This window comes from Bradyrhizobium paxllaeri (genome assembly GCF_001693515.2).
Classification (GTDB): Bacteria; Pseudomonadota; Alphaproteobacteria; order Rhizobiales; family Xanthobacteraceae; genus Bradyrhizobium; species Bradyrhizobium paxllaeri.
The window spans coordinates 4013675-4036077 of sequence record NZ_CP042968.1 but is presented as its reverse complement, the minus strand read 5'-3'; the positions used below and the strand labels follow the sequence as shown (position 1 = coordinate 4036077).

At 62.3% G+C, this 22403-nt stretch carries 20 protein-coding genes; 10 read left to right on the top strand and 10 right to left on the bottom strand.

Annotated elements, in window-relative coordinates; translation table 11 throughout:
• Positions 1 to 499: 499 nt before the first annotated feature.
• A complete protein-coding gene (locus LMTR21_RS19295) occupies positions 500 to 4243 on the top strand; it encodes a vitamin B12-dependent ribonucleotide reductase (protein WP_065756754.1) in 3744 nt (1247 codons plus the stop codon).
• Positions 4244 to 4571: 328 nt separating this feature from the next.
• On the top strand, positions 4572 to 5594 hold the full coding sequence (locus LMTR21_RS19290) for a hypothetical protein (RefSeq protein WP_141688667.1): 1023 nt from the start codon (positions 4572 to 4574) through the stop codon (positions 5592 to 5594).
• A 63-nt stretch (positions 5595 to 5657) separates the two neighbouring features.
• On the opposite strand, the gene LMTR21_RS19285 is transcribed toward LMTR21_RS19290, so the two are convergent.
• Positions 5658 to 6578 carry a DMT family transporter gene (locus LMTR21_RS19285; protein WP_065756756.1) on the bottom strand — a complete coding sequence of 307 codons (921 nt, stop codon included), beginning with the start codon at positions 6576 to 6578 and terminating at the stop codon, positions 5658 to 5660.
• A gap of 240 nt (positions 6579 to 6818) precedes the next feature.
• Here LMTR21_RS19285 and LMTR21_RS19280 point away from each other — a divergent pair, with 240 nt between their 5' ends.
• The 3 genes from LMTR21_RS19280 to LMTR21_RS19275 all read left to right on the top strand — a co-directional run bounded on the left by LMTR21_RS19280 (position 6819) and on the right by LMTR21_RS19275 (position 9910).
• On the top strand, positions 6819 to 8888 hold the full coding sequence (locus tag LMTR21_RS19280) for an ATP-dependent helicase (RefSeq protein ID WP_187399380.1): 2070 nt from the start codon (positions 6819 to 6821) through the stop codon (positions 8886 to 8888).
• A gap of 119 nt (positions 8889 to 9007) precedes the next feature.
• Complete coding sequence (locus tag LMTR21_RS40105; protein ID WP_187399379.1) at positions 9008 to 9181, top strand: hypothetical protein; 174 nt, start codon at positions 9008 to 9010, stop codon at positions 9179 to 9181.
• Between the two features lie 33 nt (positions 9182 to 9214).
• Positions 9215 to 9910: a hypothetical protein gene (locus LMTR21_RS19275; protein ID WP_065756757.1), complete on the top strand. Its 696-nt coding sequence runs from the start codon at positions 9215 to 9217 to the stop codon at positions 9908 to 9910.
• 198 nt (positions 9911 to 10108) lie between these two features.
• On the opposite strand, the gene LMTR21_RS19270 is transcribed toward LMTR21_RS19275, so the two are convergent.
• Positions 10109 to 10573, bottom strand: coding sequence for a DUF2846 domain-containing protein (locus tag LMTR21_RS19270; protein ID WP_246175670.1), 465 nt, complete (start codon positions 10571 to 10573; stop codon positions 10109 to 10111).
• Positions 10574 to 11177: 604 nt separating this feature from the next.
• Between LMTR21_RS19270 and LMTR21_RS19265 the strand changes: the two genes are divergently transcribed.
• Positions 11178 to 12068: a hypothetical protein gene (locus LMTR21_RS19265; protein ID WP_141688668.1), complete on the top strand. Its 891-nt coding sequence runs from the start codon at positions 11178 to 11180 to the stop codon at positions 12066 to 12068.
• Positions 12069 to 12173: 105 nt separating this feature from the next.
• Here the strand turns inward: LMTR21_RS19265 and LMTR21_RS19260 are convergent, their stop codons facing one another.
• Positions 12174 to 13319, bottom strand: coding sequence for an IS4 family transposase (locus LMTR21_RS19260; protein WP_148635931.1), 1146 nt, complete (start codon positions 13317 to 13319; stop codon positions 12174 to 12176).
• A 444-nt stretch (positions 13320 to 13763) separates the two neighbouring features.
• Between LMTR21_RS19260 and LMTR21_RS40100 the strand changes: the two genes are divergently transcribed.
• Positions 13764 to 14696, top strand: coding sequence for a BA14K family protein (locus tag LMTR21_RS40100; RefSeq protein ID WP_187399378.1), 933 nt, complete (start codon positions 13764 to 13766; stop codon positions 14694 to 14696).
• 81 nt (positions 14697 to 14777) lie between these two features.
• Here the strand turns inward: LMTR21_RS40100 and LMTR21_RS19245 are convergent, their stop codons facing one another.
• The 4 genes from LMTR21_RS19245 to LMTR21_RS19230 all read right to left on the bottom strand — a co-directional run bounded on the left by LMTR21_RS19245 (position 14778) and on the right by LMTR21_RS19230 (position 18185).
• Positions 14778 to 15788: a tripartite tricarboxylate transporter substrate binding protein gene (locus LMTR21_RS19245; RefSeq protein WP_084031038.1), complete on the bottom strand. Its 1011-nt coding sequence runs from the start codon at positions 15786 to 15788 to the stop codon at positions 14778 to 14780.
• Positions 15789 to 15945: 157 nt separating this feature from the next.
• Positions 15946 to 16275, bottom strand: coding sequence for a hypothetical protein (locus LMTR21_RS19240; protein ID WP_141688671.1), 330 nt, complete (start codon positions 16273 to 16275; stop codon positions 15946 to 15948).
• A 3-nt stretch (positions 16276 to 16278) separates the two neighbouring features.
• Entirely contained in the window at positions 16279 to 16992 is a 714-nt protein-coding gene (locus LMTR21_RS19235) for an ROK family protein (protein ID WP_065756768.1), read from the bottom strand.
• A 194-nt stretch (positions 16993 to 17186) separates the two neighbouring features.
• Entirely contained in the window at positions 17187 to 18185 is a 999-nt protein-coding gene (locus tag LMTR21_RS19230) for a Bug family tripartite tricarboxylate transporter substrate binding protein (protein ID WP_065756769.1), read from the bottom strand.
• Between the two features lie 291 nt (positions 18186 to 18476).
• Here LMTR21_RS19230 and LMTR21_RS19225 point away from each other — a divergent pair, with 291 nt between their 5' ends.
• Positions 18477 to 18815, top strand: coding sequence for a zinc ribbon domain-containing protein YjdM (locus LMTR21_RS19225; protein WP_065756770.1), 339 nt, complete (start codon positions 18477 to 18479; stop codon positions 18813 to 18815).
• A gap of 94 nt (positions 18816 to 18909) precedes the next feature.
• Here LMTR21_RS19225 and LMTR21_RS19220 read toward each other — a convergent pair whose 3' ends face one another.
• Positions 18910 to 19176 (bottom strand): hypothetical protein, encoded by a 267-nt coding sequence (locus tag LMTR21_RS19220; RefSeq protein ID WP_065756771.1) that lies wholly within the window; start codon positions 19174 to 19176, stop codon positions 18910 to 18912.
• Between the two features lie 298 nt (positions 19177 to 19474).
• On the bottom strand, positions 19475 to 20143 hold the full coding sequence (locus tag LMTR21_RS19215; RefSeq protein ID WP_065756772.1) for an FMN-binding negative transcriptional regulator: 669 nt from the start codon (positions 20141 to 20143) through the stop codon (positions 19475 to 19477).
• A 176-nt stretch (positions 20144 to 20319) separates the two neighbouring features.
• Between LMTR21_RS19215 and LMTR21_RS19210 the strand changes: the two genes are divergently transcribed.
• On the top strand, positions 20320 to 20664 hold the full coding sequence (locus LMTR21_RS19210; RefSeq protein ID WP_065756773.1) for a tRNA-binding protein: 345 nt from the start codon (positions 20320 to 20322) through the stop codon (positions 20662 to 20664).
• A 461-nt stretch (positions 20665 to 21125) separates the two neighbouring features.
• Here LMTR21_RS19210 and LMTR21_RS19205 read toward each other — a convergent pair whose 3' ends face one another.
• Positions 21126 to 21395, bottom strand: coding sequence for a DUF2312 domain-containing protein (locus LMTR21_RS19205; RefSeq protein WP_057856066.1), 270 nt, complete (start codon positions 21393 to 21395; stop codon positions 21126 to 21128).
• Between the two features lie 108 nt (positions 21396 to 21503).
• On the opposite strand from LMTR21_RS19205, the gene pdxY reads away from it, so the two are divergent.
• Positions 21504 to 22352: a pyridoxal kinase PdxY gene (gene pdxY, locus LMTR21_RS19200; protein WP_065756774.1), complete on the top strand. Its 849-nt coding sequence runs from the start codon at positions 21504 to 21506 to the stop codon at positions 22350 to 22352.
• The last annotated feature ends 51 nt before the right edge of the window (positions 22353 to 22403 follow it).

Genomic DNA, 22403 nt, shown 5'->3' with positions numbered 1-22403 from the left:
TTTGATTCAGGAACTCGTACTACTCCTTGACGGGTGTCACGGGTTTGTCCTAGCCTTGGTACTGGACGGCGCGAGTTAAGTTCTGGGTCCCGCCGATCGCTCCCAAATGGGTTCCGAACGAGCACTCCGTCAGCCGGTTGAGGCACGGATCGAGGGCTTGTCTGCCCAAAATTCGGGGGTGATCCGGGGCCGAAAAAACGAGCCGAATGGCTCCGGCGACGAGTTGCGGCGTTGAGTTCGAGCATGATCGGGGAAGGCCGACCTGGGGTAGGCGGCGCTCCGAACCGATCAGGCTCAAAGCGTAAGGATGGGGCTGGCCTCGCCAAAGAGCGGGACGAGCCCTTGGGGTGGCTAAAGCAGAACAGGGCCGGGTTCACCGGTAGAGCATGCGGATCTCAGGCCCAAGGTTGTCTTCAACCTTGGTGCCGAAGTTCGCTCACTGAAAACAATCCGGCAACCGCTACGAAAGCGGACCGGGCAAGAGATACGGGGCACTAAAATGCGAATCGAGCGGCGCAACACCACTTCCGGCCAGTCACCCTATGCAGGGATTGATTTCAGGCTGACGACATCGGAGATCCGCAACCCCGACGGTTCGATCGTGTTCCGACTCGAAAATGTCGAGGTGCCCCAGTTCTGGTCGCAGGTCGCTTCCGACGTGCTGGCGCAGAAGTATTTTCGCAAAGCCGGCGTCGCCGCGTGCCTGAAGAAGGTCGAGGAAGAGAGCGTGCCCTCGTTCCTGTGGCGCTCGGTGCCGGACAACGAGGCGCTGGCCCTGCTCCCCGAAAGCGAGCGCTATGTCGGCGAAATCAGCGCAAAGCAGGTGTTCGATCGCCTCGCCGGCTGCTGGACCTATTGGGGCTGGAAGGGCGGCTATTTCTCCAGCGATGAAGACGCGCAGGCGTTCTACGACGAGCTGCGCTACCAGCTCGCCAAACAGATGGTCGCGCCGAACTCACCGCAGTGGTTCAACACCGGGCTGCACTGGGCCTACGGCATCGACGGCCCCGGCCAGGGCCATCACTACGTCGACCCGTTCACGGGCAAGCTGACCAAGTCGAAATCGGCTTACGAGCATCCGCAGCCGCACGCCTGCTTCATCCAGGGCGTGGGTGACGACCTCGTCAACGAGGGCGGCATCATGGACCTCTGGGTGCGTGAGGCGCGCCTGTTCAAATACGGCTCCGGCACCGGCTCCAACTTCTCCCGCCTGCGCGGCGAAGGCGAGCGCCTGTCCGGTGGCGGCCGCTCGTCCGGCCTGATGAGCTTCCTCAAGATCGGCGACCGCGCAGCCGGCGCCATCAAGAGCGGCGGCACCACGCGCCGCGCGGCCAAGATGGTCGTGGTCGACGCCGACCATCCGGATATCGAGACCTATATCGACTGGAAGGTGAAGGAGGAGCAGAAGGTTGCCGCCCTCGTCACCGGCTCCAAGATCAACCAGAAGCACCTCAAGGCCGTGCTGAAGGCCTGCGTCAACTGCGAAGGCAGTGGCGACGACTGCTTCGACCCCGAAAAGAACCCAGCGCTCCGCCGCGAGATCAAGCTCGCGCGCCGCGCGCTGGTGCCCGACAACTACATCAAGCGGGTGATCCAGTTCGCCAAGCAAGGCTACAAGGACATCGACTTCCCGATCTACGACACCGATTGGGATTCGGAGGCCTATCTCACGGTATCCGGCCAGAACTCCAACAACTCGGTCTCGCTGAAGGACGATTTCCTCCGCGCCGTCGAAACCGATGGCGACTGGAATCTGATCGGCCGCACCAACAAGAAGATCACCAAGACTCTCAAGGCCCGCGAGCTCTGGGAAAAGATCGGCCACGCCGCCTGGGCCTCGGCCGATCCCGGCCTGCACTTCAACACCACCATGAACGACTGGCACACCTGCAAGGCGTCGGGCGAGATCCGCGCGTCGAACCCGTGCTCGGAATACATGTTCCTGGACGACACGGCGTGCAACCTCGCCTCCGCCAACCTCATCACCTTCTATTCGACCACGACCAAGCGGTTCGACGTCGAGGCCTACGAGCACCTGTGCCGGCTCTGGACCATCGTGCTCGAAATCTCCGTGATGATGGCGCAATTCCCGTCGAAGGCGATCGCCGAACTCTCCTATGAGTTCCGCACGCTGGGCCTCGGCTTCGCCAACATCGGCGGCCTGCTGATGACCATGGGCCTGCCCTACGACTCAAAGGAAGGCCGCTCGCTCTGCGGCGCGCTGACCGCCGTGATGACCGGCATCGCCTACAAGACCTCGGCCGAGATGGCGGCCGAGCTCGGCACCTTCCCCGGCTACAAGAAGAACGCCCAGCACATGCTGCGCGTGATCCGCAACCACCGCCGCGCCGCCCACGGCAACGCCTCGGGTTATGAAGCGCTCGCCGTCAACCCGGTGCCGCTCGACCACGCCTCGTGCCCGCAAGGAGACATCATCGCGCATGCGACCAGGGCATGGGACGATGCCCTCGCCCTCGGCGAGACCAGCGGCTTCCGCAACGCGCAGACGACAGTCGTGGCGCCGACCGGCACCATCGGCCTCGTGATGGATTGCGACACCACCGGCATCGAGCCGGACTTCGCACTGGTGAAGTTCAAGAAGCTCGCCGGCGGCGGCTACTGGAAGATCATCAACCAGGCCGTCCCCGAGGCGCTGCGCGCGCTCGGCTACCGCGAAAGCGATATCGCGGAAATCGAGGCCTACGCCGTCGGCCACGGCTCGCTCTCCAACGCCCCCGGCATCAACGCCTCCACGTTGAAGGCAAAAGGCTTCACCGACGAAGCGCTGGCCAAGGTGGAAAAGGCGCTGCCGACCGCGTTCGACATCAAGTTCGCCTTCAACAAGTGGACCTTTGGCGAAGATTTCCTGCGCGATACGTTGAACCTCGCGCCGGAAGCCATTGCCGCCCCCGGCTTCGATCTGCTCGCAGCGCTCGGCTTCACCAAGCGCGAGATCGAGGCGGCCAACGTGCACATCTGCGGCGCGATGACCGTGGAAGGTGCGCCGCACCTGAAGGCCGAGCACTATCCGGTGTTCGACTGCGCCAATCCCTGCGGCAAGATCGGCAAGCGTTATCTCTCGGTCGAGAGCCACATCCGCATGATGGCGGCGTCGCAGCCGTTCATCTCGGGCGCGATCTCGAAAACCATCAACATGCCGAACGACGCCACCGTCGAGGACTGCAAGTCGGCCTACCTGCTCTCCTGGAAGCTCGCGCTGAAGGCCAACGCGCTCTACCGCGACGGCTCGAAGCTTTCCCAGCCCTTGAACTCGCAGCTCATCTCGGATGATGACGACGAGGACGATGCGGTGGAGGCGCTCTACGAGAAGCCGATGGCGGCGCGCGCCGCCCAGGTCTCGGAAAAGATCGTCGAGAAGCTCGTCGAGCGCATCGTCGTGATGCGCGAGCGCGAGAAGATGCCGGATCGCCGCAAGGGTTACACCCAGAAGGCTGTTGTCGGCGGCCACAAGGTCTATCTGCGCACCGGCGAGTATGACGACGGCCGTCTCGGCGAGATCTTCATCGACATGCACAAGGAAGGCGCGGCACTCCGCTCCTTCATCAACAACTTCGCGATCGCCGTCTCGCTCGGCCTGCAATACGGCGTGCCGCTGGAGGAATATGTCGACGCCTTCACCTTCACCCGCTTCGAGCCGGCGGGCCCCGTGCAAGGCAACGACAGCATCAAGTACGCGACCTCGATCCTCGACTATGTCTTCCGCGAACTCGCGGTCAGCTACATGTCGCGCTTCGATCTCGCCCATGTCGATCCCAGCGAGTCGAATTTCGACGCGATGGGCAAAGGCGTCGAGGAAGGCAAGGAGCCGGGTGACGGCCACCAGGCCACCAAATATCTGTCCAAGGGCCTGACCCGCTCGCGCACGGATAACCTCGTCGTCATGCGCGGCGGCGATGTGGATGCCCGCGGCTCCCACAACGTCACCGCGATCGCCGGCCACGGCGCCAGCGCCCGCGCCTCCGACGCCCAAGAAGGCGCGGTGGCACTGAAGCAGGAAACCAGCCACGACCTGTCGCCCACGGAACGGCTGGACGCGATGAAGTGGAGCAAGGCCGGCAGCGCTGCGGTGGCGGTCGCGCCGAGCAAGGCCGAACGCCGGGCGGAAGCGAAAGCCAAGGGGTATGAAGGCGAGATGTGCAGTGAGTGCGGCAACTTTACGCTGGTGCGGAATGGCACGTGCATGAAGTGCGATACGTGTGGAAGCACGACGGGGTGTAGTTGAGAGCTGGCTGTTATTTGAAGATGACCCTCGTCCCTGTGACTTTAAATCATGGGGTCGAGGGTTCGACTCCCTCCGCGCTCACCAAAACCCCCTTAATTATAGTGTTTCCTGAGTTAGCCGAAGTGCCGCAAGCGATGCTTACAACCGCGGCGAGCCGTTAGTAAGTGCTTAGTAAGCCCCCTTCGTAAGACGCCGCCGCAACTCGGCAGTGTCCCCATAATGTCCTTTTGAGAGCCTGTGAATAGCCGGTCCTAAGGCGCAGATTAGTTTGACCGATTTGCCGCTCCTTCGGTATTCCCAGAACGAACACAGCAGGGGCATCAACCGCATGGCCGAACCCAACGGCGACAACCCCCAACAAAAGAAAACGCAGCAGCCTAAGGTCGGTGACCGGTTTTGGTTTTGGCTTGAGGGAGAACCATCGGCATTCGAAGTCATGTTAGCCGACGCACTCGCCGCCTTTCCAAAATCGGAAGGTGCTGAGAACGACAATGGTCTCTTTCAGGTAAGAGCTTACTCGTGGCGCGGCACAGTAGATTTCACGCACGATTTTCTAGAAACCCATCTTCCTCGCAAGATCGAACTCCCCTTTGACCGTATAATTACGTTCTTAAGGGTCGATGACACATTGAATTTCTCAATTCCGGTTCCTACGCTGTCTTTTTCTGACATTGCAACGGCTGGCTCGATCCACATTAGCCCACACAAATACAGCTTCACCCATCAAACGCTGTTGATATTGGCGTGTCGTCAGACCGATCACGATCGCGAGCGACCGGCCCTCGCTGAGACGTTTGACGCTCTCGGCCTCGTCTCGATCCTGTCAGGTCATATTTTGCAGGGTCGCTCTCTTTTTTCTTCCTATTTCTGCACAAATCGCAAAAAATTCATCAGCGGAACGTTGGGCGTTGTTAGCCAGTCATCTGTAGACTGGACACCTTTAAAGTTAGCGGCTGCTGATCCAGAGGTATTTGATGCGCGGGATGATAGGACTCATGCCGCACTTTGGTTTGCTGGCGCAGCATTCTCCTCACACGACGATGCTGCCAAAATTGTTTCTTACGTCACTGCTTTCGAAATTCTCATGGGAAAGAACCTGCAAAATTACGTTAGGCAGCTCTATCGAAGAGACTCTGAGTTACAAAAATTTGCATTGGAAAAAATACAAGCCTTGGAAAAACTGCGAGGTGACCTAGTGCATGCAGGTCGCCGCATCGCACTTTCGCCTGAACTGGAAAGATACGCGCAGGCATTTATCCTTGATGCGATCCGCCGCAACAAAAACTTGGCGTCACTGGCGTTTGCAATGCAAAGCGTGGGTCACTCGATCCGCCAAGGTGTAACCCCCTAAGTCAGTGCACTTAATCTGCCGACGTCGAAGTGCAGTCCAGCACTGTCACCGTGATCGAACCCCTCACCGCTGCCTTTGCCCCAGATAGAATCCGAACAGCACCGTGACCAGTCCCGCCGCCTGCAGCGCGGTCGGGGGCTCGCCGAGCAGGAGCCAGCCGGCGAGTATCGTCAGCGCCGGCACGGTCGCGGGGATCACCGCGGCGCGGGCGACGCCGATGGTCTGGATCGAGAATGCGAACAGATACAGCGCGGCGGGGCCGGCCAGGATGCCCTGTGCCAGCGCCTGCAGCGCGTTTTCGCCAAGGCCGAGCGCCGCCACGCGATTGAGGCCGCCGTAGGCCGCATAGAGCGGCAGCAGCGCTAGCGACAGCACGCTGATGACGGTGGCGGCCGAGAACGCGGAGACGCGCCAATGGCGCAGCAGCGTGCCGAACACGGCGAACATCGATCCGGTCATCACGAACAGCAAGTCGCCCAGCACGCCGTCGGCGCCGATATGGCCGATCGACTCGGCGCCGATCACCGCAAGCCCGCCCACGATGACGACCGCCCCCAGCACGCGCGAGGGCGGAACTCGCTCGCGCAGGAAGAACGCGGCCAGCAGCAGGCCGCCGAGTGTCGCGCTGGAAGGCTGGATGACGCTGCCATGGCCCAGTGGCACAAACAGGAAGCCGGTATAGCTGATGAGCGACATCACGGGACCACCAAGCACCATCAGCACCAGTCCGCGGCCCCAGCCGATCCCGCCCAGATTGCCAATGCCGGCGCGCAGCACGAGCGGAAGGAACACCAGCCCCGACCACACGAAGCGATGCATCAGCAAGTCCGGCGGCGTGAACCCGACCTTCAACCCGTGCCGGGTCGCGACAAAACCGAGCGCCCAGCACAGCGCCGCACCAGCGCCGCACGCGACCCCAAGCAGGGCCGGTTTGGTGTCAGGTTTCTGGGCTGGAGCATCGCCGCCGCCGATCGGCTGGTTCATGGCGGACGCTTAACTTGGCCCACACCCCTGTTCAACCCACGCCCATGCAGGGCTGACGGGCGCGCCGCCGCAAGCCGCCTGCTTCCTGACGTCGCCTCAGGACTCGCCCGCCGCCGTAAAGAACTTCGTCGCAACGAAAAACCGGCTCGAACCACGTCGGTTAGGGGCTTAGCTTGTTCGGACCCCCCTCATTGCGACCGTCAGCGAATCCGCCGATCCTCCGATGACATGGGGTGATTCGTGCTGGCTGAAACGACCGATCAATATCTGGAAAGCCTCAATCCGGAGCAGCGCCGCGCCGTCGAGCACGGCGTCGGCCCGGATGGAACCATAGGCGCGCCGCTGCTTGTTATCGCCGGCGCAGGATCCGGAAAGACCAATACGCTCGCGCATCGTGTGGCGCACCTCATCATCAGGGGTGCCGACCCGCGTCGCATGCTGCTGATGACGTTTTCGCGCCGTGCCGCCGCGGAGATGACGCAGCGGGTCGAACGCATCGCGCGCCGCGTGCTCGGCGACAAGGCCGGCATCATGACGGAGGCGCTGACCTGGGCCGGAACCTTTCATGGCATCGGGGCGCGGCTGCTGCGCGAATACGCTGAAAGCATCGGCTTCGATCCGGCGTTCACGATCCATGATCGCGAGGATTCGGCTGATCTGCTCAATCTGGTGCGGCACGAGCTCGGATTTTCAAAGACCGAGAGCAGGTTTCCCACCAAGGGCACCTGTCTTGCGATCTATTCCCGTTGCGTGAACGCGCAAATGCCGATCGAGGCGGTGCTCGGACAGCATTATCCCTGGTGTTCGGGATGGGCTGATGAGCTCAAGCAATTATTCGCTGCTTACGTCGAGGCCAAGCAGAAGCAGAACGTCCTCGACTATGACGATCTGTTGCTGTGGTGGTCACAGATGGTCTCCGAGCCTGCCATCGCGCAGGAGATCGGCGACCGGTTCGATCATGTCATGGTCGACGAGTATCAGGACACCAACAAGCTTCAGGCGTCGATACTGCTGGCGCTCAAGCCGGATGGACGCGGCCTTACGGTGGTGGGAGACGATGCCCAATCGATCTATTCGTTTCGCGCGGCCACCGTCAGAAACATTCTGGATTTTCCTGACCATTTCAGCCCCAGGGCGGAGATCGTCACGCTCGACCGCAACTATCGCTCCACCCAGCCGGTTCTGGCGGCCGCCAATGGCGTGATCGGACTTGCCCGGGAACGGTTCACCAAGAATCTCTGGACCGAGCGCCATTCGGCGCAGCTGCCGCGCCTGGTCACGGTTCGCGACGAGGCCGACCAGGCGCGCTACATCGTCGAGCAGGTGCTGTCGAACCGCGAGCAAGGATCGCGGCTCAAGGAGCAGGCCGTTCTGTTCCGGACGTCCTCGCACAGCGGCCCGCTGGAAGTCGAGCTGACGCGGCGCAATATTCCCTTCGTCAAGTTCGGCGGCCTGAAGTTTCTGGACGCCGCCCACGTCAAGGACGTGCTTGCGCTGCTCAAATTCGTCGAGAACCCCCGGGACCGGGTTGCGGGATTCCGCGTGCTGCATTTGCTGCCCGGCATCGGCCCGGCGTCGGCTCAGCGCATTCTCGATCAAACCACTGTAACGGCCGATCCGATCACCGCGCTCGCGGCGCTTCCGACGCCTCCCCGCGCCGGCCAGGATTGGACCGCCTTTGTCGAAACGCTTACCAATCTGCGCTATTCGGAATGGCCCGTTGACGTCGAACGCATCAGGCTCTGGTACACCCCGCATCTGGAACGCATCCATGAGGATGCCGAGGTGCGGCAGGCCGACCTCCTGCAGCTCGAGCAGATCGCCTCCGGCTATCCTTCCCGCGAGCGCTTTCTGACCGAGCTCACGCTCGATCCGCCTGATGCGACCAGCGATCGCTCCGGCCCGCCGCTGCGCGACGAGGACTATCTGATCTTGTCCACCATCCACTCTGCAAAGGGACAGGAATGGAAGTCGGTCTACGCCTTGAACGTTGTCGACGGCTGCATGCCGTCCGATCTCGGCGCCGGCACGACGGCCGAACTCGAAGAAGAGCGACGCCTTCTCTACGTCGCGATGACGCGCGCCAAGGACGATCTGCATCTGATCGTGCCGCAGCGCTTCTTCGTCCACGGCCAGCAGGCGCGCGGCGACCGCCACGTCTATGCGTCGCGGACGCGCTTCATACCGGATCATCTGGTAAAACTGTTCGATCGGCAGGTATGGCCGGCGACGGCCCCGGCGGCCCGCGTGACGCCAAATCAAGCCGTGCAAATGGATATTCGTGAGCGCATGCGCGGCATGTGGCGTTAGCGCGTGGCCAGGACGAGCGCAGCAATCTCCGGGGCAACTCTAACATCGTCCCCGGATATACTCGTAGTTCTCAAGATCAACCGACAATCGATTGAAATGCACGCATCGGAAGGACCGGCATGAACGGAAATCGATATTACGGGGTTCGCGTCGAGGGCGCGAAATACGGCGTGGGCTTCGGCTCGGCACTCGCGATCGCAATCTCCTATACCAACAACCATTCGATCCTGTGGGCGATCATCCACGGCATTTTGGGCTGGCTCTACGTGATTTATTTCGCGCTATTCAAGTGATTTGGCTGATGCCAAACCGAAGGTGAAACCCCAATGAGACGCCTTGTCCAGGCTTCGTTCGGACTGCTCGCATGGAGTCTTCTCCAGACCTCGCCCGCGTCCGCCCAGCTCAAGGGCAATCCCGACAACGTGTGCCGGAACGGATATTTTCCACGCGAGAGCACGAACTACAGGCTGGCGAAGATCAAGGGCGCGGCCGGCGACAGGATCTATTTCCATGGCGATGCCAACGAGCGATGCCCGGACGATGCGGCCTGTCGTCTGAAAACCTATGTCATTCCCAACGATGAAGTCATTGTTTCGCGGACGCTGGGCAAGTTCGCATGTAGCTGGTTTCAACCTCGCAAGGGCACCGAAACGGTCGGCTGGATCGAGACCGACCGGCTTGCGTGGCAGGAGGAGATGCGACCACCGGAGATGCGGGATTGGCTCGGCGAATGGCGCGCTTACGACAATCTCATTCGCATCTCGAAATCGAAAGAGGCAGGCGGGCTCGCCATCAAGGGCGAGGCCACATGGGGTTCGGGCAGCCGCACCCATACCGGCGAGCTCGATTACGACGCAAAACCTTCTGCCGATAAAATGAAGTTCGGCGACGGGACGGACGAACTCGACTGCCAGGTCACGATGCAGCTCGTCGGCAAGCACCTGGTCGTCGGCGACAATCTCCATTGCGGCGGCGCCAACGTGTCGTTTTCAGGGGTCTACCAACGGCGACCGAAGCGATAGAGCCGTGCTGGCAGGCTTGGGGGAAACCGCAAGCCATGATGCACGAGCAACTAGCTCGCATGAGCACCGCGATATGCGGGCTGTTCTGTCGACTATTGCTGCCGTCCCGCATGTCGCTTCGCTCATGCGGGCTACGCGCTGCCAGCGATGCACCCGCCCGGACCGTTACCAGCTCCAGTCCCGCGGGAGGGATCGGAATCAGGGGCCGACGTACCTGAGGCGGCTGACGTCGGATTGCCCCTGCTCGGGGAATTCGAGCGTCGGCGTGACATGGCCGACGAGGATGCCGGGCGTCACTCTTGTCTTGATGTACTTCGTCTCGCCCGCGGCCAACTGGAACGTAACCGCATTTTCGACCTCGGTTGCCGTTGTCACGGCGTATCTCCCCGGGGGGCGGTCGACATAAGAGAACCCGCCGGGCACAGATCTGCCAACGACTTCGTTGTTCATCCGAATCTCGGGCTGAATGGCCGCCCCCGTCAATTCGGACGGCCGGGTGAAGTAGACACGACCTAAACCCGCCTTCAATGCCGGGATCTGAACCGGCGCTTCATCGATGCCGCGTGGACTCGCGCAACTGGCCAGCAAAAATCCGGCAACCACAAGGGGCAGCGCCCCGATCTTCCACCCCATATGCCCCGTCTCGATATTGAAAGTGCCCAATTCCCAAATCGACGGCAAACAACAACGGTCGGCAATTTGCCTTGTTGTTGTTTCCTCGCCCCACGCACTCCATTAGGCATACACCCTTCGATTGTGCAACGTTTTTCGTTCCGCGCGATCTCGGCGACTGCGCGCGAGCAAATCACTCGCGATATCGATGAAGGATGAGCGCCTCAAAATTCTGACGATGGTCCGCCATCGGCCAAGGCAATGATCAAGCTGATGGACGCGTGTGCAAGGAAGGCCGTCGTCGGAAAACCGTCCCCTTGTACGATCCCGTCACCACGATGAGCGAGACAGTAAAATTTCACATCACGTCTTCGGGCACCTTGCTCCGGCGGCGAAGCTTGTGCGGATCACCGCTCCGCTTGCGTCTGCGCTGGTTACGGGCAACCGCGACGCTGACCGGAGCCGAGACGCGGCCTCAAACTAACCACGCTGTCACCGCATTCCCCATGATGCACGAGCGGAAGTCGCCCCCGGCCGGATCGACGACAAGGCCGGCCACCCCGGATAGCCAAACGCCCATCGAAAATTCTTATTGAACATTGTTCATTTTCGGATTACTAATACTTGAGCAACGCTCAAGAACTGGAGAGTCCTAATGCAGCCCGCCCCCGGCCTGGACGTCGCGATCCGCCCGAGCCACCCCATGGCCCCATGGATCAAGCACGTTCCGACGATCATCACCGTCGGCATGATCGTGATCCTGGCGCTGCACGGACGCATTGCGCAGCCGGCGCATTACCACGACTTCGCCGACCATTCAGCCGCCTTCGGCATTCCCCACGCAGCCGATGTGTTTTCCAACGCGGGGTTCGCGCTGGTCGCGATCTGGGGCTGGCTGACATTGCGGCCCCGACGCGCCAGCGAGCAGTTGCGCGCCGGATGGCCCGGCTACAGGCTGTTCCTGATCGGACTGTTCCTGACCGCTTTCGGGTCCGCGTTCTATCATCTCGCCCCCGACAATATCCGCCTGATCTGGGACAGGCTGCCGATCGCGCTGGTTTGCGCCGGCCTGCTCGTCGGCGTCCGCGGCGACACCCAAGGCGGATCGAAGAGCGGAATCGAGGTGATCGTGCTCGGGCTCTACGCCGTCGCCAGCGTCGCATGGTGGGCCATCACCGAAAGGAACGGCGCGGGTGACTTGCGACCGTATCTCCTGTTGCAGGGGCTCCCGCTCATCCTCATCCCGCTATGGCATGCGATCTATCGCGCCCCGCGCACCGATCGCATCGCCTTCGCCGCCGCGATGGCGCTGTACATCCTAGCCAAGGCCGCCGAGGTGCTCGACCACGAGATCGCGACCGTTTTCGGCTTCGTCACCGGACACACGTTGAAACATCTGATCGCGACGGCAGCCACGGCCGCCGTGGTCTGGGGATTGACCCGACGCTTTTCGCATGACGATCACGCCGCGCGTCGCGTGGATGAGCCGACCCTGCCCGCCGTAGCTCGACGAGCAAGCGTAGGCGCCGAGGTCACGAACGCTTAAGTTCCAGCATCGTCATGGCCGGGCTTGTCCCGGCCATCCACGTCTTTTCGTGCGGAGGCCAAGACGTGGATGCCCGGGACAAGCCCACGGCTGTCCGGTTTAGTTTTAGCATAGACTTAGGCTCATCTGCCGCTGATCTTGGACGATTGGCGATGGTTCGAGCAGCTTGTCGATCGATCGGCGGTGCATGAGGTTGGCCCGAACCAGCCTGCTGAAGACGGTTGGGCTTGGAACGGCTTTCTGTGCAGCCTGGGCCAGGCGCAGCAGCAGGAAGGCGATGAGCGCGACCGCAATCTGGATGCGTATGGCATTCTCGGATGTGCCGACGAAGCGAGTGATCTTGAGGGTCTGCTTGATCCAGCGGAAGAACAACTCGATGGCCCAGCGTCGACGATAGAGATCAGCGATCTCTTGTGCGCTGGCATCGAGATCATTCGACAAGATACGCAGCATCTTTCCGGTATCGGTCATGATGCGGACCTCGCGTACCGCATCCTGCATTGGATTGCAGCGGCTCTTGGCCTGGCGTGCGGGAAGGAAGCCGATGCGGTCGGAGAGGATGTTGCCGTCCGGGATGACGGGCAGTTCCTCCACCACGTCGAGCGGCGTGTTGGATTTGAAGCGGCTGACGATCCGGCAGCCGGCGGCATCGAGCGCGGCCCACCAGGCATAGTCGTAATAACCGAGATCGAAGACATAAGTGGCGCCCGGCTCGATCGGCATTTGCTGGGCCATGGTGATGTCGTTGACGTTGGCCGGAGTGACCGCGGCATAGATTGGGCGATCCGCGTCGGCGTCGTAAATTACGTGCACTTTGGCACCGCAGACCCCCGCCGAGAACCGCGCCCAGCCGGCGCTGTGTTCGTTCAAGCGCACGCTCGTGGCATCGATCAGGTAGGTCGTCTCGGCAAGCTTGCGACGCAGCCCGCGATGCGCCTGCTTCATCATTATCGCCAACAGTTCGGTGAACACGGCGGCAGGCCGCTGTGCGTTCGCATCCGAGAAGGTCGATCGTTGAACCGGTGCCGCGCCCACATGGTAGAGCCGCACAGCATGGCTCGAAAGTCCTGCCACGATCTCGCGCAAGCTCGCCGCCCCCGAAAGCTGACCATAAAGCAGCGCCACCAACTGGCTCTTGGTCGACAACCGGCGCACCCGCGCATCGGCTCCATGCTCCTCCACAAGCCTGTCGAACCGATGCCATGGAACGTGCTTTAGAAGTCCGTGGAATACGCTATTCTGATGCAGCATGGCTTGATCCTTCTCCGTGTCCCAAAACGTCGCCAAACGCTTGGAGCACAGAAGAATCAACGCCATGCGCCTTGTCTACAAAAATTAAACCGGACAGCCGTGGGACAAGCCCGGGCATGACGAGTTTGTGGGATACACCGAACCACTGCAATGACCGCATATCCGATAGCCTTGCAAGTCGTCCGGTTACGTTTCGCTAACCCGCCCTGCTCGCTCGTCTCTGCTACGCTCTCCTTGGTTGCAGAACGACCAAATCTCTTTTCATAATTGCACGCCAAAGTTGCTTTCGCTGTCTTGGCGCCGGGCCCTCAAGACGGATGGTGTGGCAGCCAGCACACGCTCAATGTTAAACGCGTCGTCATCAGCGAAAGCGCCGCACTGATCACAGACTTGCCGCAAATGGGTGTGGAACTTTCGCGGGGACAATTAGCCGAGTATCAATCCATGCGTTTGTCAGCTCTTTCGACGGCCGTCGCCGAGTGCGCCGGCGTGCTGTGTTGTGTCTTGTTGATGGGATTAAGCGCTCCGGCGCTCGCGCAGACATCGGTCACGGACAATCCGGGCCCGGCCGCCGCGCAGGCCTCACCGCCCGCAGAGGAAAAGCCTGCGGTGGCTGCCGAAGAGAAGCCGCCTGCCGTGGACGACAAGCCCGCCACCGCCGAACAGAAGCCGGCGCCTGCGGAGGAGAAGCCAGCCATCGCGCAGGACAAGCCCGCGGCGGTCGAGGAGAAGTCGGCCGCCACGGACGACAAGCCTGCCATCGCCGAGCAGAAGCCGGCGCCTGCCGAGGAGAAGCCAGCTATCGCGCAGGACAAGCCCGCAGCCGTCGAGGAGAAGGCGGCTGCCACGGACGACAAGCCAGCCGTCGTCGAGCAGAAACCGGCGCCTGCGGAGGAGAAGCCAGCGGTCGCGCAGGACAAGCCCGCAGCCGTTGGGGAGAAGTCCGCTGCCGTGGACGACAAGCCTGCCGTCGTCGAGCAGAAGCCGGCGCCTGCGGAGGAGAAGCCAGTCATCGCGCAGGACAAGCCCGCCGCCGTCGGGGAGAAGTCGGCTGCCGTGAACGACAAGACCGGCGCCATCGAGCAGAAGCCGGCCCTCTCGGACGCGAAGCCTGCGGCTGTCGAGCAGAAGAAACCGGCGCTTGCGCGAACGAAGCCCGCCTTGAAGCAGACGTCTGTCGCAAGGCCATCGCAAATCGCTGCCCGCAGCGAAGGGACAGTGCCCGGTAAACCGGTGCAACCGGCCAAGGAAACCCACAGGGCAACCCACAAGCCGCGCGAGCGGACCCTGGTCATGCTCTGCACCCGCTTCCGCACCTACAATCCGACGTCCGGCACGTACCGGGGCTACGACGGCAAGACGCATTCCTGCCGATAGGCGAAGGCGGGCGCGGCTAGCGAGTAGCCCGCCCGCTACTTTGCATGGGGTTGTTTTCGCGATTTTGAGTCTGGACCCTGCTTACTTCGCCAGCCCGAGCGACTTCAGCGCCTTGCCGTTGTCCTCGTTATCCGCCTTCATGAACTCGCCGAACTTCGCCGAATCCAGATAGATCATGTCGAAGCCGCGCCGGTTCATGAACTCCTTGAACTCCGCGCTGTCCCAGATCTTCTTGATCGCGGTCTCGTATTGCGTGGCGATCTCCTTCGGCAGGCCCTGGGGCGCCGCGAAGCCGCGCCACACGCCCTTGTGCACCTTGTGACCCGTCGCCTCCTCGGTGGTCGGCACGTCGGGGAAGTTCGGCGCGCGCTTCGGCGAGAAGAACACGAGGCTGCGGACGCGGCCCGCCTTGATCAGCGCCTCGGCTTCCGGCATCGAGCACGCGACGAAGTCGACGCCGCCGGCCGCGAGATCGGTCAGCGCGGTCGCGGCCCCCGTGGACGGCACCCAGCGGATCGAGCCGGGCGAAACGCCGTCGGCCTGCATCAGGCCAGCGAGCGCAACATGCCAGCTTCCGCCCTGCCCCGTGCCGGAGGCCACCACCTTGTTCGGGTTCGCCTTGATATGCGCGAACAGTTCCTTGACGTTCTTGTAGGGCGCGTCCGCCTTGACGTGGATCGCGGCGGGGTCCTGGTTGACCAGCGCGAGCGGCGTATACTTCTCAAAGGTGAGATCGGTCAGCCCCGCCCAGTGCATCAGGTTGATCTCGAGCGTGATGAGACCGAACGTGTAGCCATCCGGCGCGGCAGTGGCGATCGCCTGGTGGCCGACCACGCCCGATCCGCCCGTGCGATTCACGACGTTCACCGGCTGCTTGAAATCGCGTTCCAGCATGTGAGCGATCTGGCGCGCGACCGCGTCGGTGCCGCCGCCGGCGGCCCACGGCACGATCAGCGTGATCGGCCGCTCCGGGAAGTCCGCCCGTGCGTTTCCGGCACCGAGCAGGCTTGCGGCCGCAGTCGCGAAAAGCGCGAAATTTCTGACATGGCGAAACACATAGCGAAGCACTTGGCGAACCACTTGGCGCAACATTCGCAAACCCTCCCGCCTTGTTTTTATGCGCCGGGTGAAACACCGCGACGCGCGCTTATGCGCTGTCAGCCATTCCGGCGGCGGAGCGCTGACATGTCAAGGGAAAGCAAGCCGCAGGGCGGATCGGCCCAACGGCGCCCTGCTCGCGCCTCGCCTCTTATTGCAAGCCGCGCTTATGCAAGGTGATGATGACGATGCGAATGATGCAGTCCGATATCGACTCGTCCTGCAGCCGCAACTTCTGCAGCCACTGCCACGTTGCCGCGTCGATCTCGATCCGCCAGTTGCCGTTCGGCAAGCGCCGTCCGGGCGGAGGCTCGAACACGCTCGCGATCAGAGCGCGGCACTCCTCAGTGATCTCGGTATCCGGCATCGTCCAAATGGAAGGAAGTCCTCGCGCGCCCAGCGCCGCCGGCGTGTTGCCCCGATCCAGCAACATGCACCAGTTAAATCGCGGCAATGCTGCCGACGCCGCCAGTTCCGGCATTCTCTATCGCCGTACACCGGCCGGTTTGACCGCCCCCTTCTTCCACAGTCGAAATCCGCCTTCGAACGCGTTGGTGTTGAGGCCGAGGCGGACCTTGCGCGGCAGGCGGGCGAGCTTGTCGGCATTGCCGCCGCCCAGCATGATGTAATCCGGCTCCAGCGCTGCGAGCAGACGCTTCAGGACGTCATCGACCGTGCGCTGCCATTTCTTCCTGCCAACGCGCTTGAGGGCGGCGGCGCCGACATATTGCTCGAACGTCTTGCCGTTGCGGTACGGCAGGTGAGCCAGCTCCATCGGCTCCAGAATGCCGTCCACGATCATCGCGGAGCCAAGACCCGTTCCGAGCCCCAGGAACAGCATCCGGCCGCCCTGGTAGCTGCCGATCGCCTGCATCAGCGCGTCGTTCACGACCTTGGTCGGACGGCGGAAAGCCTTTTCGAAATTGAAACCGGCCCAGCCGCGACCGAGATTGTGCGGTTCCGACAAGGGCCGGTTGTTGATCACAGGCCCGGGATAGCCGATCGCGATGACGTCGTAGGGCCAGTCCTTCGTCAGCGCCTTGACCTTCCTCACCATCACTTTCGCTGACAGCCCGGGACCGGACGCAAATGCGCGCCTGGTTCGCTCCGTGCTGGTCATGACCTTTACGCGCGAACCGCCGATGTCGATCGCCAGGACCGTTTGTCGCGATGTCCGCTTGCCGGTTTTCTTCGCCATGGATTCGCGCCCTGCTCGGTCGGATGATCATAACGCCAGCCGACACTCACCTGAAGCAGGGAGACAGGCAGCACCACAGCTTTGTTCTCCATCCGACTCCAGTTTGTTCGCATGGAACGAATCGCATCAGCGCAAATCAGCGCGAGCCAATTCTTAACAACGCGTTTGCTTCGTGATTGCGTGGCACGTAGCCCCTACCCACCCTCCGGCTTGATCCCGGCCGCCTTCATGATCGGCAGCAGCCGCGCTTCCTCGCTGTCACGATAAGCCGTGACCTCCTGCGCCGTGGTCGGCCAGGTGGTGGCGCCGAGGTCGGCGTAGCGCTGTTTCACCCAGGGGTCGTTCAGCGCCTTGGCGGTGAGCGCGTTGATCTGCGCGACGAGGTCGGGCGGCATGTTCGCAGGTCCAACCAGCGCGGCCCACGAGGTCATCTCGTAGCCGGGCAAGAGTTCGGCCATCGCAGGAACATCGGGAAGCTCCGCGATGCGTTTCTTCGCGGTGACCGCGACGGGCCTGATCGTGCCGGCGCGCACGCTCGGCAGCGATCCCGGAAGATTGTCGAACAAGAGATCGATATTGCCGGCGAGCAAATCGTTCAGCGCCGGCGCGGCGCCCCGGTAAGGCACGTGGCGGACCTGCACGCCGGCCATGCTGTTCATCATCTCGCCGGAGAGATGCAGCGTGGTGCCGAAGCCGGCGGAGGCGTAGGTGTATTTGCCCGGCTCCTTCTTGAACGTCGCGAGCAGTTCCTTCAGATCCGCAGAGAACAGGTCCTTCTTCGCGGTCAGAATGTTCGGCAATTGCCACATGCCGGAGATGAAGGTGAAATCCTCGCGCGGCCGATACGGCAGTTTGGCGTAAGAGCCGATCGCGAGCACGTTGGAGGCGATGCCGCCGAGCCCGACCGTGTAGCCGTCCGGCGGCGATTTGGTGATCGCGTCCGCGCCGAGCACGCCGCCGGCGCCGGCCTTGTTCTCGACCACGAAGCTTTGGCCGGACAGCTCGCTCAGCTTCTGGCACAGCACGCGCGAAAGCGTGTCGGTGGCGCCGCCGGCCGGAAAGCCGTTGACGTATTTCACGGGTCGGATCGGCCAGGCCTCTGCGGCGCTGGCAAGGCGCGGCACCAGCCATGGCGCGGCGACGACAGAGCTAACGAGCGCGAGCGCGCGACGGCGGTTCACGGATGGCGGCATCGGTGTCCTCCCCTTCCCAAGGGCCGTGCGCCGCGTTGCAGCTTTTCGCTGTTCTGTTCTCCTTGCCTTCCGGGTCCTCGATCGGCGTGACGCGGCGATCTCTGGCGGGAGGCGGGGCGCGTTCGGCTGATGTCAGCTTATGGGTTGCGCGCGAAGCTGCAAAGCCCCGCTATCGCGACAAAGAGGCCCTGCCCGACGCAGCAACTTGTAGTGCGGATCAGAGGATTTTCCCTTGCTTTACCTGGACATGAACCTACGGTGCGCTTCGCTTGGACAGGGTTGAGTACGACAATGAACTGCCCGAAATGCAATTCCGAACATGCCTACCCGGATGGCAGCCTGTGGGTTTGCCCGGAATGTGCCCATGAATGGAGCGCCGAGGCCGGCACCGCCGCAGAGGTCTCGCCCGAGGTGGGCGTGCGCGATGCCAACGGCAACGCGCTCTCGGACGGCGACAGCGTCATCGTCGTCAAGGACCTCAAGGTGAAAGGATCATCGTCGGTCGTCAAAGGCGGCACCAAGGTCAGAAACATCCGCCTGACCGAGGGCGCAGACGGTCACAACATCGCCTGCAAGATCGACGGTATCGGCGCGATGAATCTGAAATCGGAATTCGTGAAGAAGGCGTAAGCCGGATCATCACGAAAAAGCCCGCGAGAATTTCGCGGGCTTTCTGCAAGGCGCTCGCACGTCGGCGCCAATTCAAGCGCCGATCAAGCGGTCCTCAGCGAATGGCGTGACCGGTGGTGCCGGTCTGGCCTTGTGCGGTCGTGATCCTGTTCCGCGGCGTCAGCACGCTGACCTGAACGGGCGTGGCGGAAGTTGCGACCGGCGATGCTTCCTGAACGCTTTCGGCGCCCAGCACCTGAAGCTGCATGGCCGAAACCGGAAAACCCGCCTTTTCGTAAGTCGGCAACTCGGCTGCGACAGCTGCGGTAGCAGCCGTCATCGCGAACACAGCGGCGGCGGCGGCCAGGGAAATCTTCTTCACTTCAGTTCTCCTTAATAGCTTGAAATATGGACCTAATATTCATTTTGCTGCATTGCAATAGTTTGTTGCTGCAATGCACGCATGCGGTGGCAGAATGCGGAACCGCGCGTAGGTCGTACGAGGCGCCGTGGAGGTTCGCTGGAATTTTGGCCGGGCCGGCACCCATCGGCAGGCCAGCGAACGGTGGTGCGGCTGATGCGTCGATATCCCGCCTGCGGTCGAGGAAAAGTTGTCAATGATGTCCCGGACGCGGAACCATTCGGCCGTCCGTTGCTGTGGACCCGCCTCGAATCCACATTCAGCCTGCGGCGGTCTCCAGGCCATGCTTGCCACATTCATACGCCAACTCCGGGCGCAGCGCCCGCATCCGCCCGGCCAGCCTTCTGCTCCCGGTCTCCTCCGCACGCGCCAACTGGTTGCTCACGGCCACATGGTCCGCATCGCTCTTGTGCTGGTTAAGTTTTGACTGTCCCTCGATCTGATCGACGACGAGGTCGATGACGCGGATCGAGGCGAGCATGCTCTCGCGCTTGGCGGGCTCCATTCCAGCCAGGTCCCAAGGCTGTTTCGGCAAGCGCGCCTCCGCGACCGCAAGCAGCGCATCGCCGTGGCCACGATTCTCGTCGAGCGCACCTAAGTGCGCGATGCCTGAGAGATGCACGGCCTCGTAGAGCCAGGTCGAGACGTTATCGCGCGAGGCGTACCAGTCGTTGGAGACATAGGCGTCGTCGCCGGAAACGATCAGGAGAAAGCGCCTGTTGCCGTCGGCGAGTGCGGCGAGTGGATTTTTGGCCGTGAGATGGATCTGCACGATCACGCGGTCGTCGCGCCGCAGGATCACGAACGGTACGTGCGAGCCGCGCGGCCCGCGCTCATCGGCGGCAACGATCACACCAAAGCCGCGCTCGGCCGCAAACGCGAGCGCGCGCTCCTGTTCGATGCGAAACTGAGGTCGAAGGATGTGCATGGCCAAGCGCTCGAACGGCTGGAGGACGGAGAGTTCAGGCGAGGCTAACCTATTCGGCGAGCGATCACCAACCTGCGCCCACGTGTGTTCCAACCACAAGGCAACTGCGATATGAGGCTATGTGTCGCTCATTCAGACAGTTCCCGACAACCAGCTTGCCAACCGAGCCCGACGCCATGCCCCCGATAAAACCCCAGGCCACCTATGACGACTTCGCCCGTCTCGATATCCGGATCGGCAAGGTCGTGGACGTGCAGCCCTTCCCCCGCGCGCGCAATCCATCCTGGAAGGTCGGCGTCGACGTCGGCGCGGACAGGGTCATGTGGTCGAGCGCGCAGATCACAAACTATGAGCCGGCGGCGCTGCTCGGCTCGCTCGTCGTGTGCGTCTGCAATTTCGCGCCGAAGAACATCGCGGGTTTCACCTCCGAACTCCTGATCCTCGGCGCCAAGGACGCTGATGGCAACGTGATTGTGCTCGGCCCGCGCAGCGACGTTGCGATCGGCGAGCCGGTCTTTTGACGCCACGCATGACGCGGGCGCGGAGGAATGAGATCGCCGGCGTCGCCGGAGAAGACAAGCGCAGCTTTGTTCTCCATCCGACTCCATTTTGTTCGCAAAGAACGAATCGGAATCAAACAAATCAGCGCGGGGCAATTCTTAACAACACGTTTGCTTCGTGTTTGCGCGCGACTGCGAAGAAGTGACGACGAAACCCGCGGCTGTCCTTGAGAAAGACTCTCTCCTCGTCATTTGCGAGCACAGCGAAGCAATCCATAGTCCCCGCACGTGGAGAAATGGATTGCTTCGCTCGCAATGACGGGGAGGCACAGACCGAATGAGCGAGTAGCCCGGATGCGCAACGCGACATCCGGGACAACTCTCACATCGCCCCGGATATCGCGGAGCCTGTCATCGGGTGCGCATTTCGCGCGACCCGTTGGCTTATCCGGGCTACATTCTTTGCTCGGCTTCGCTTTGGCTCAGGCCGCCTTGGCAACCTTCTCCGCCGGCGCGGTTTCCATGGCGCGCATGTAGAGATCGAGCAGGCTTTCGCGCTCGTCGCGCTCGTCCTGGTCCTGCTTGCGCAGCTTGATGATCTCCTTGAGGATCTTGACGTCGAACCCCTCGCCCTTGGCCTCGGAAAACACTTCCTTCTTCTGCTCGTTCAGCTCCTGCAATTCGGTGTCGAGATTCTCGATCCGCTCAACGAAAGAACGGATCCGGCCGCCGGGAATGGTGACGTCAGACATGGTGACTCCCTGTTGAATGAGGTCGTGAAAATGACCGCAAACAAATAACCAATGTGTTAACCTCGGCGGGTTCCTGTCCCCACAAATAAGATAATGCCCAGACTCCACATGAACGTGATTTCCATTCAGTCGCAGGTCGCCTTCGGCCATGTCGGCAACAGCGCCGCAGTCTTTCCCATGCAGATGCACGGCATCGACGTGGTGGCGGTGCCGACCACGCTGCTCAGCAACCGGCCGGGCTATCCGACACTGCGCGGCCGCGTGCTCGATGCGGCGCTCGTCGCCGATCTCCTGCGCGGTATCGAGGAGCGCGGCGTGGTGGACCGCGCGCAGATGATCCTGTCGGGCTATCTCGGCTCGGCCGACAACGCCAAAGTGGTCGCGGATTTTGTCGCGCGCGCAAGAGCGAAAAATCCCGCGCTGCGCTATTGCTGCGATCCCGTGCTCGGCGATCGCGACCGCGGCCTGTTCGTGCACGCCGAGATTCCGCCGCTGGTGCGCGATCTCTTGTGTCCGCTCGCCGACATCATCACGCCCAATCATTTCGAGTTCGAATGGCTGTGCGGAGCGAAGTCCGCGACGATCGATCAGGTGCTCAAGGCGGCGCGCGCGTTTATGGCGCGCGGGACAATCGTTGTCACCAGCGCCGAGCTGGCCGATACGCCTGAAGGCCAGATCGAGACGTTGGCGGTCGAACGCGCCAACGCCTTTCGCGTGCGCACGCCGAAACTCCCCATTAGCCCCAACGGCACTGGCGACCTGTTCGCCGCGCTCCTGGTCGCCGCGCGTCTTCGCGGCGCCGACACGCCGGCGGCGCTGAGCCACGCCGCGTCGGCCATCTTCGCCGTGCTGGAGCGCACCGCGGCCATCGGCAGTGAGGAAATGCGCATCGTCGAGAGCGCGGAGTGGCTCATGCATCCGCAACGCAAATTCGAATGTATAGCGATCAACCCGTAGGGCCGGCGGATTAGCCGAAGGCGTAATCCGCCGTTTGTTCGCGGCCGATCG

Bases quoted from the DNA above. Each gene is read 5' to 3' on its own strand.
- LMTR21_RS19295 (WP_065756754.1), top strand. From the start codon at position 500: ATGCGAATCGAGCGGCGCAACACCACTTCCGGCCAGTCACCCTATGCA.
- LMTR21_RS19290 (WP_141688667.1), top strand. From the start codon at position 4,572: ATGGCCGAACCCAACGGCGACAACCCCCAACAAAAGAAAACGCAGCAG.
- LMTR21_RS19285 (WP_065756756.1), bottom strand. From the start codon at position 6,578: ATGAACCAGCCGATCGGCGGCGGCGATGCTCCAGCCCAGAAACCTGAC.
- LMTR21_RS40105 (WP_187399379.1), top strand. From the start codon at position 9,008: ATGAACGGAAATCGATATTACGGGGTTCGCGTCGAGGGCGCGAAATAC.
- LMTR21_RS19275 (WP_065756757.1), top strand. From the start codon at position 9,215: ATGAGACGCCTTGTCCAGGCTTCGTTCGGACTGCTCGCATGGAGTCTT.
- LMTR21_RS19265 (WP_141688668.1), top strand. From the start codon at position 11,178: ATGCAGCCCGCCCCCGGCCTGGACGTCGCGATCCGCCCGAGCCACCCC.
- LMTR21_RS19260 (WP_148635931.1), bottom strand. From the start codon at position 13,319: ATGCTGCATCAGAATAGCGTATTCCACGGACTTCTAAAGCACGTTCCA.
- LMTR21_RS40100 (WP_187399378.1), top strand. From the start codon at position 13,764: ATGCGTTTGTCAGCTCTTTCGACGGCCGTCGCCGAGTGCGCCGGCGTG.
- LMTR21_RS19245 (WP_084031038.1), bottom strand. From the start codon at position 15,788: ATGTTGCGCCAAGTGGTTCGCCAAGTGCTTCGCTATGTGTTTCGCCAT.
- LMTR21_RS19240 (WP_141688671.1), bottom strand. From the start codon at position 16,275: ATGCCGGAACTGGCGGCGTCGGCAGCATTGCCGCGATTTAACTGGTGC.
- LMTR21_RS19235 (WP_065756768.1), bottom strand. From the start codon at position 16,992: ATGGCGAAGAAAACCGGCAAGCGGACATCGCGACAAACGGTCCTGGCG.
- LMTR21_RS19230 (WP_065756769.1), bottom strand. From the start codon at position 18,185: ATGCCGCCATCCGTGAACCGCCGTCGCGCGCTCGCGCTCGTTAGCTCT.
- LMTR21_RS19225 (WP_065756770.1), top strand. From the start codon at position 18,477: ATGAACTGCCCGAAATGCAATTCCGAACATGCCTACCCGGATGGCAGC.
- LMTR21_RS19215 (WP_065756772.1), bottom strand. From the start codon at position 20,143: ATGCACATCCTTCGACCTCAGTTTCGCATCGAACAGGAGCGCGCGCTC.
- LMTR21_RS19210 (WP_065756773.1), top strand. From the start codon at position 20,320: ATGCCCCCGATAAAACCCCAGGCCACCTATGACGACTTCGCCCGTCTC.
- LMTR21_RS19205 (WP_057856066.1), bottom strand. From the start codon at position 21,395: ATGTCTGACGTCACCATTCCCGGCGGCCGGATCCGTTCTTTCGTTGAG.
- pdxY (WP_065756774.1), top strand. From the start codon at position 21,504: ATGAACGTGATTTCCATTCAGTCGCAGGTCGCCTTCGGCCATGTCGGC.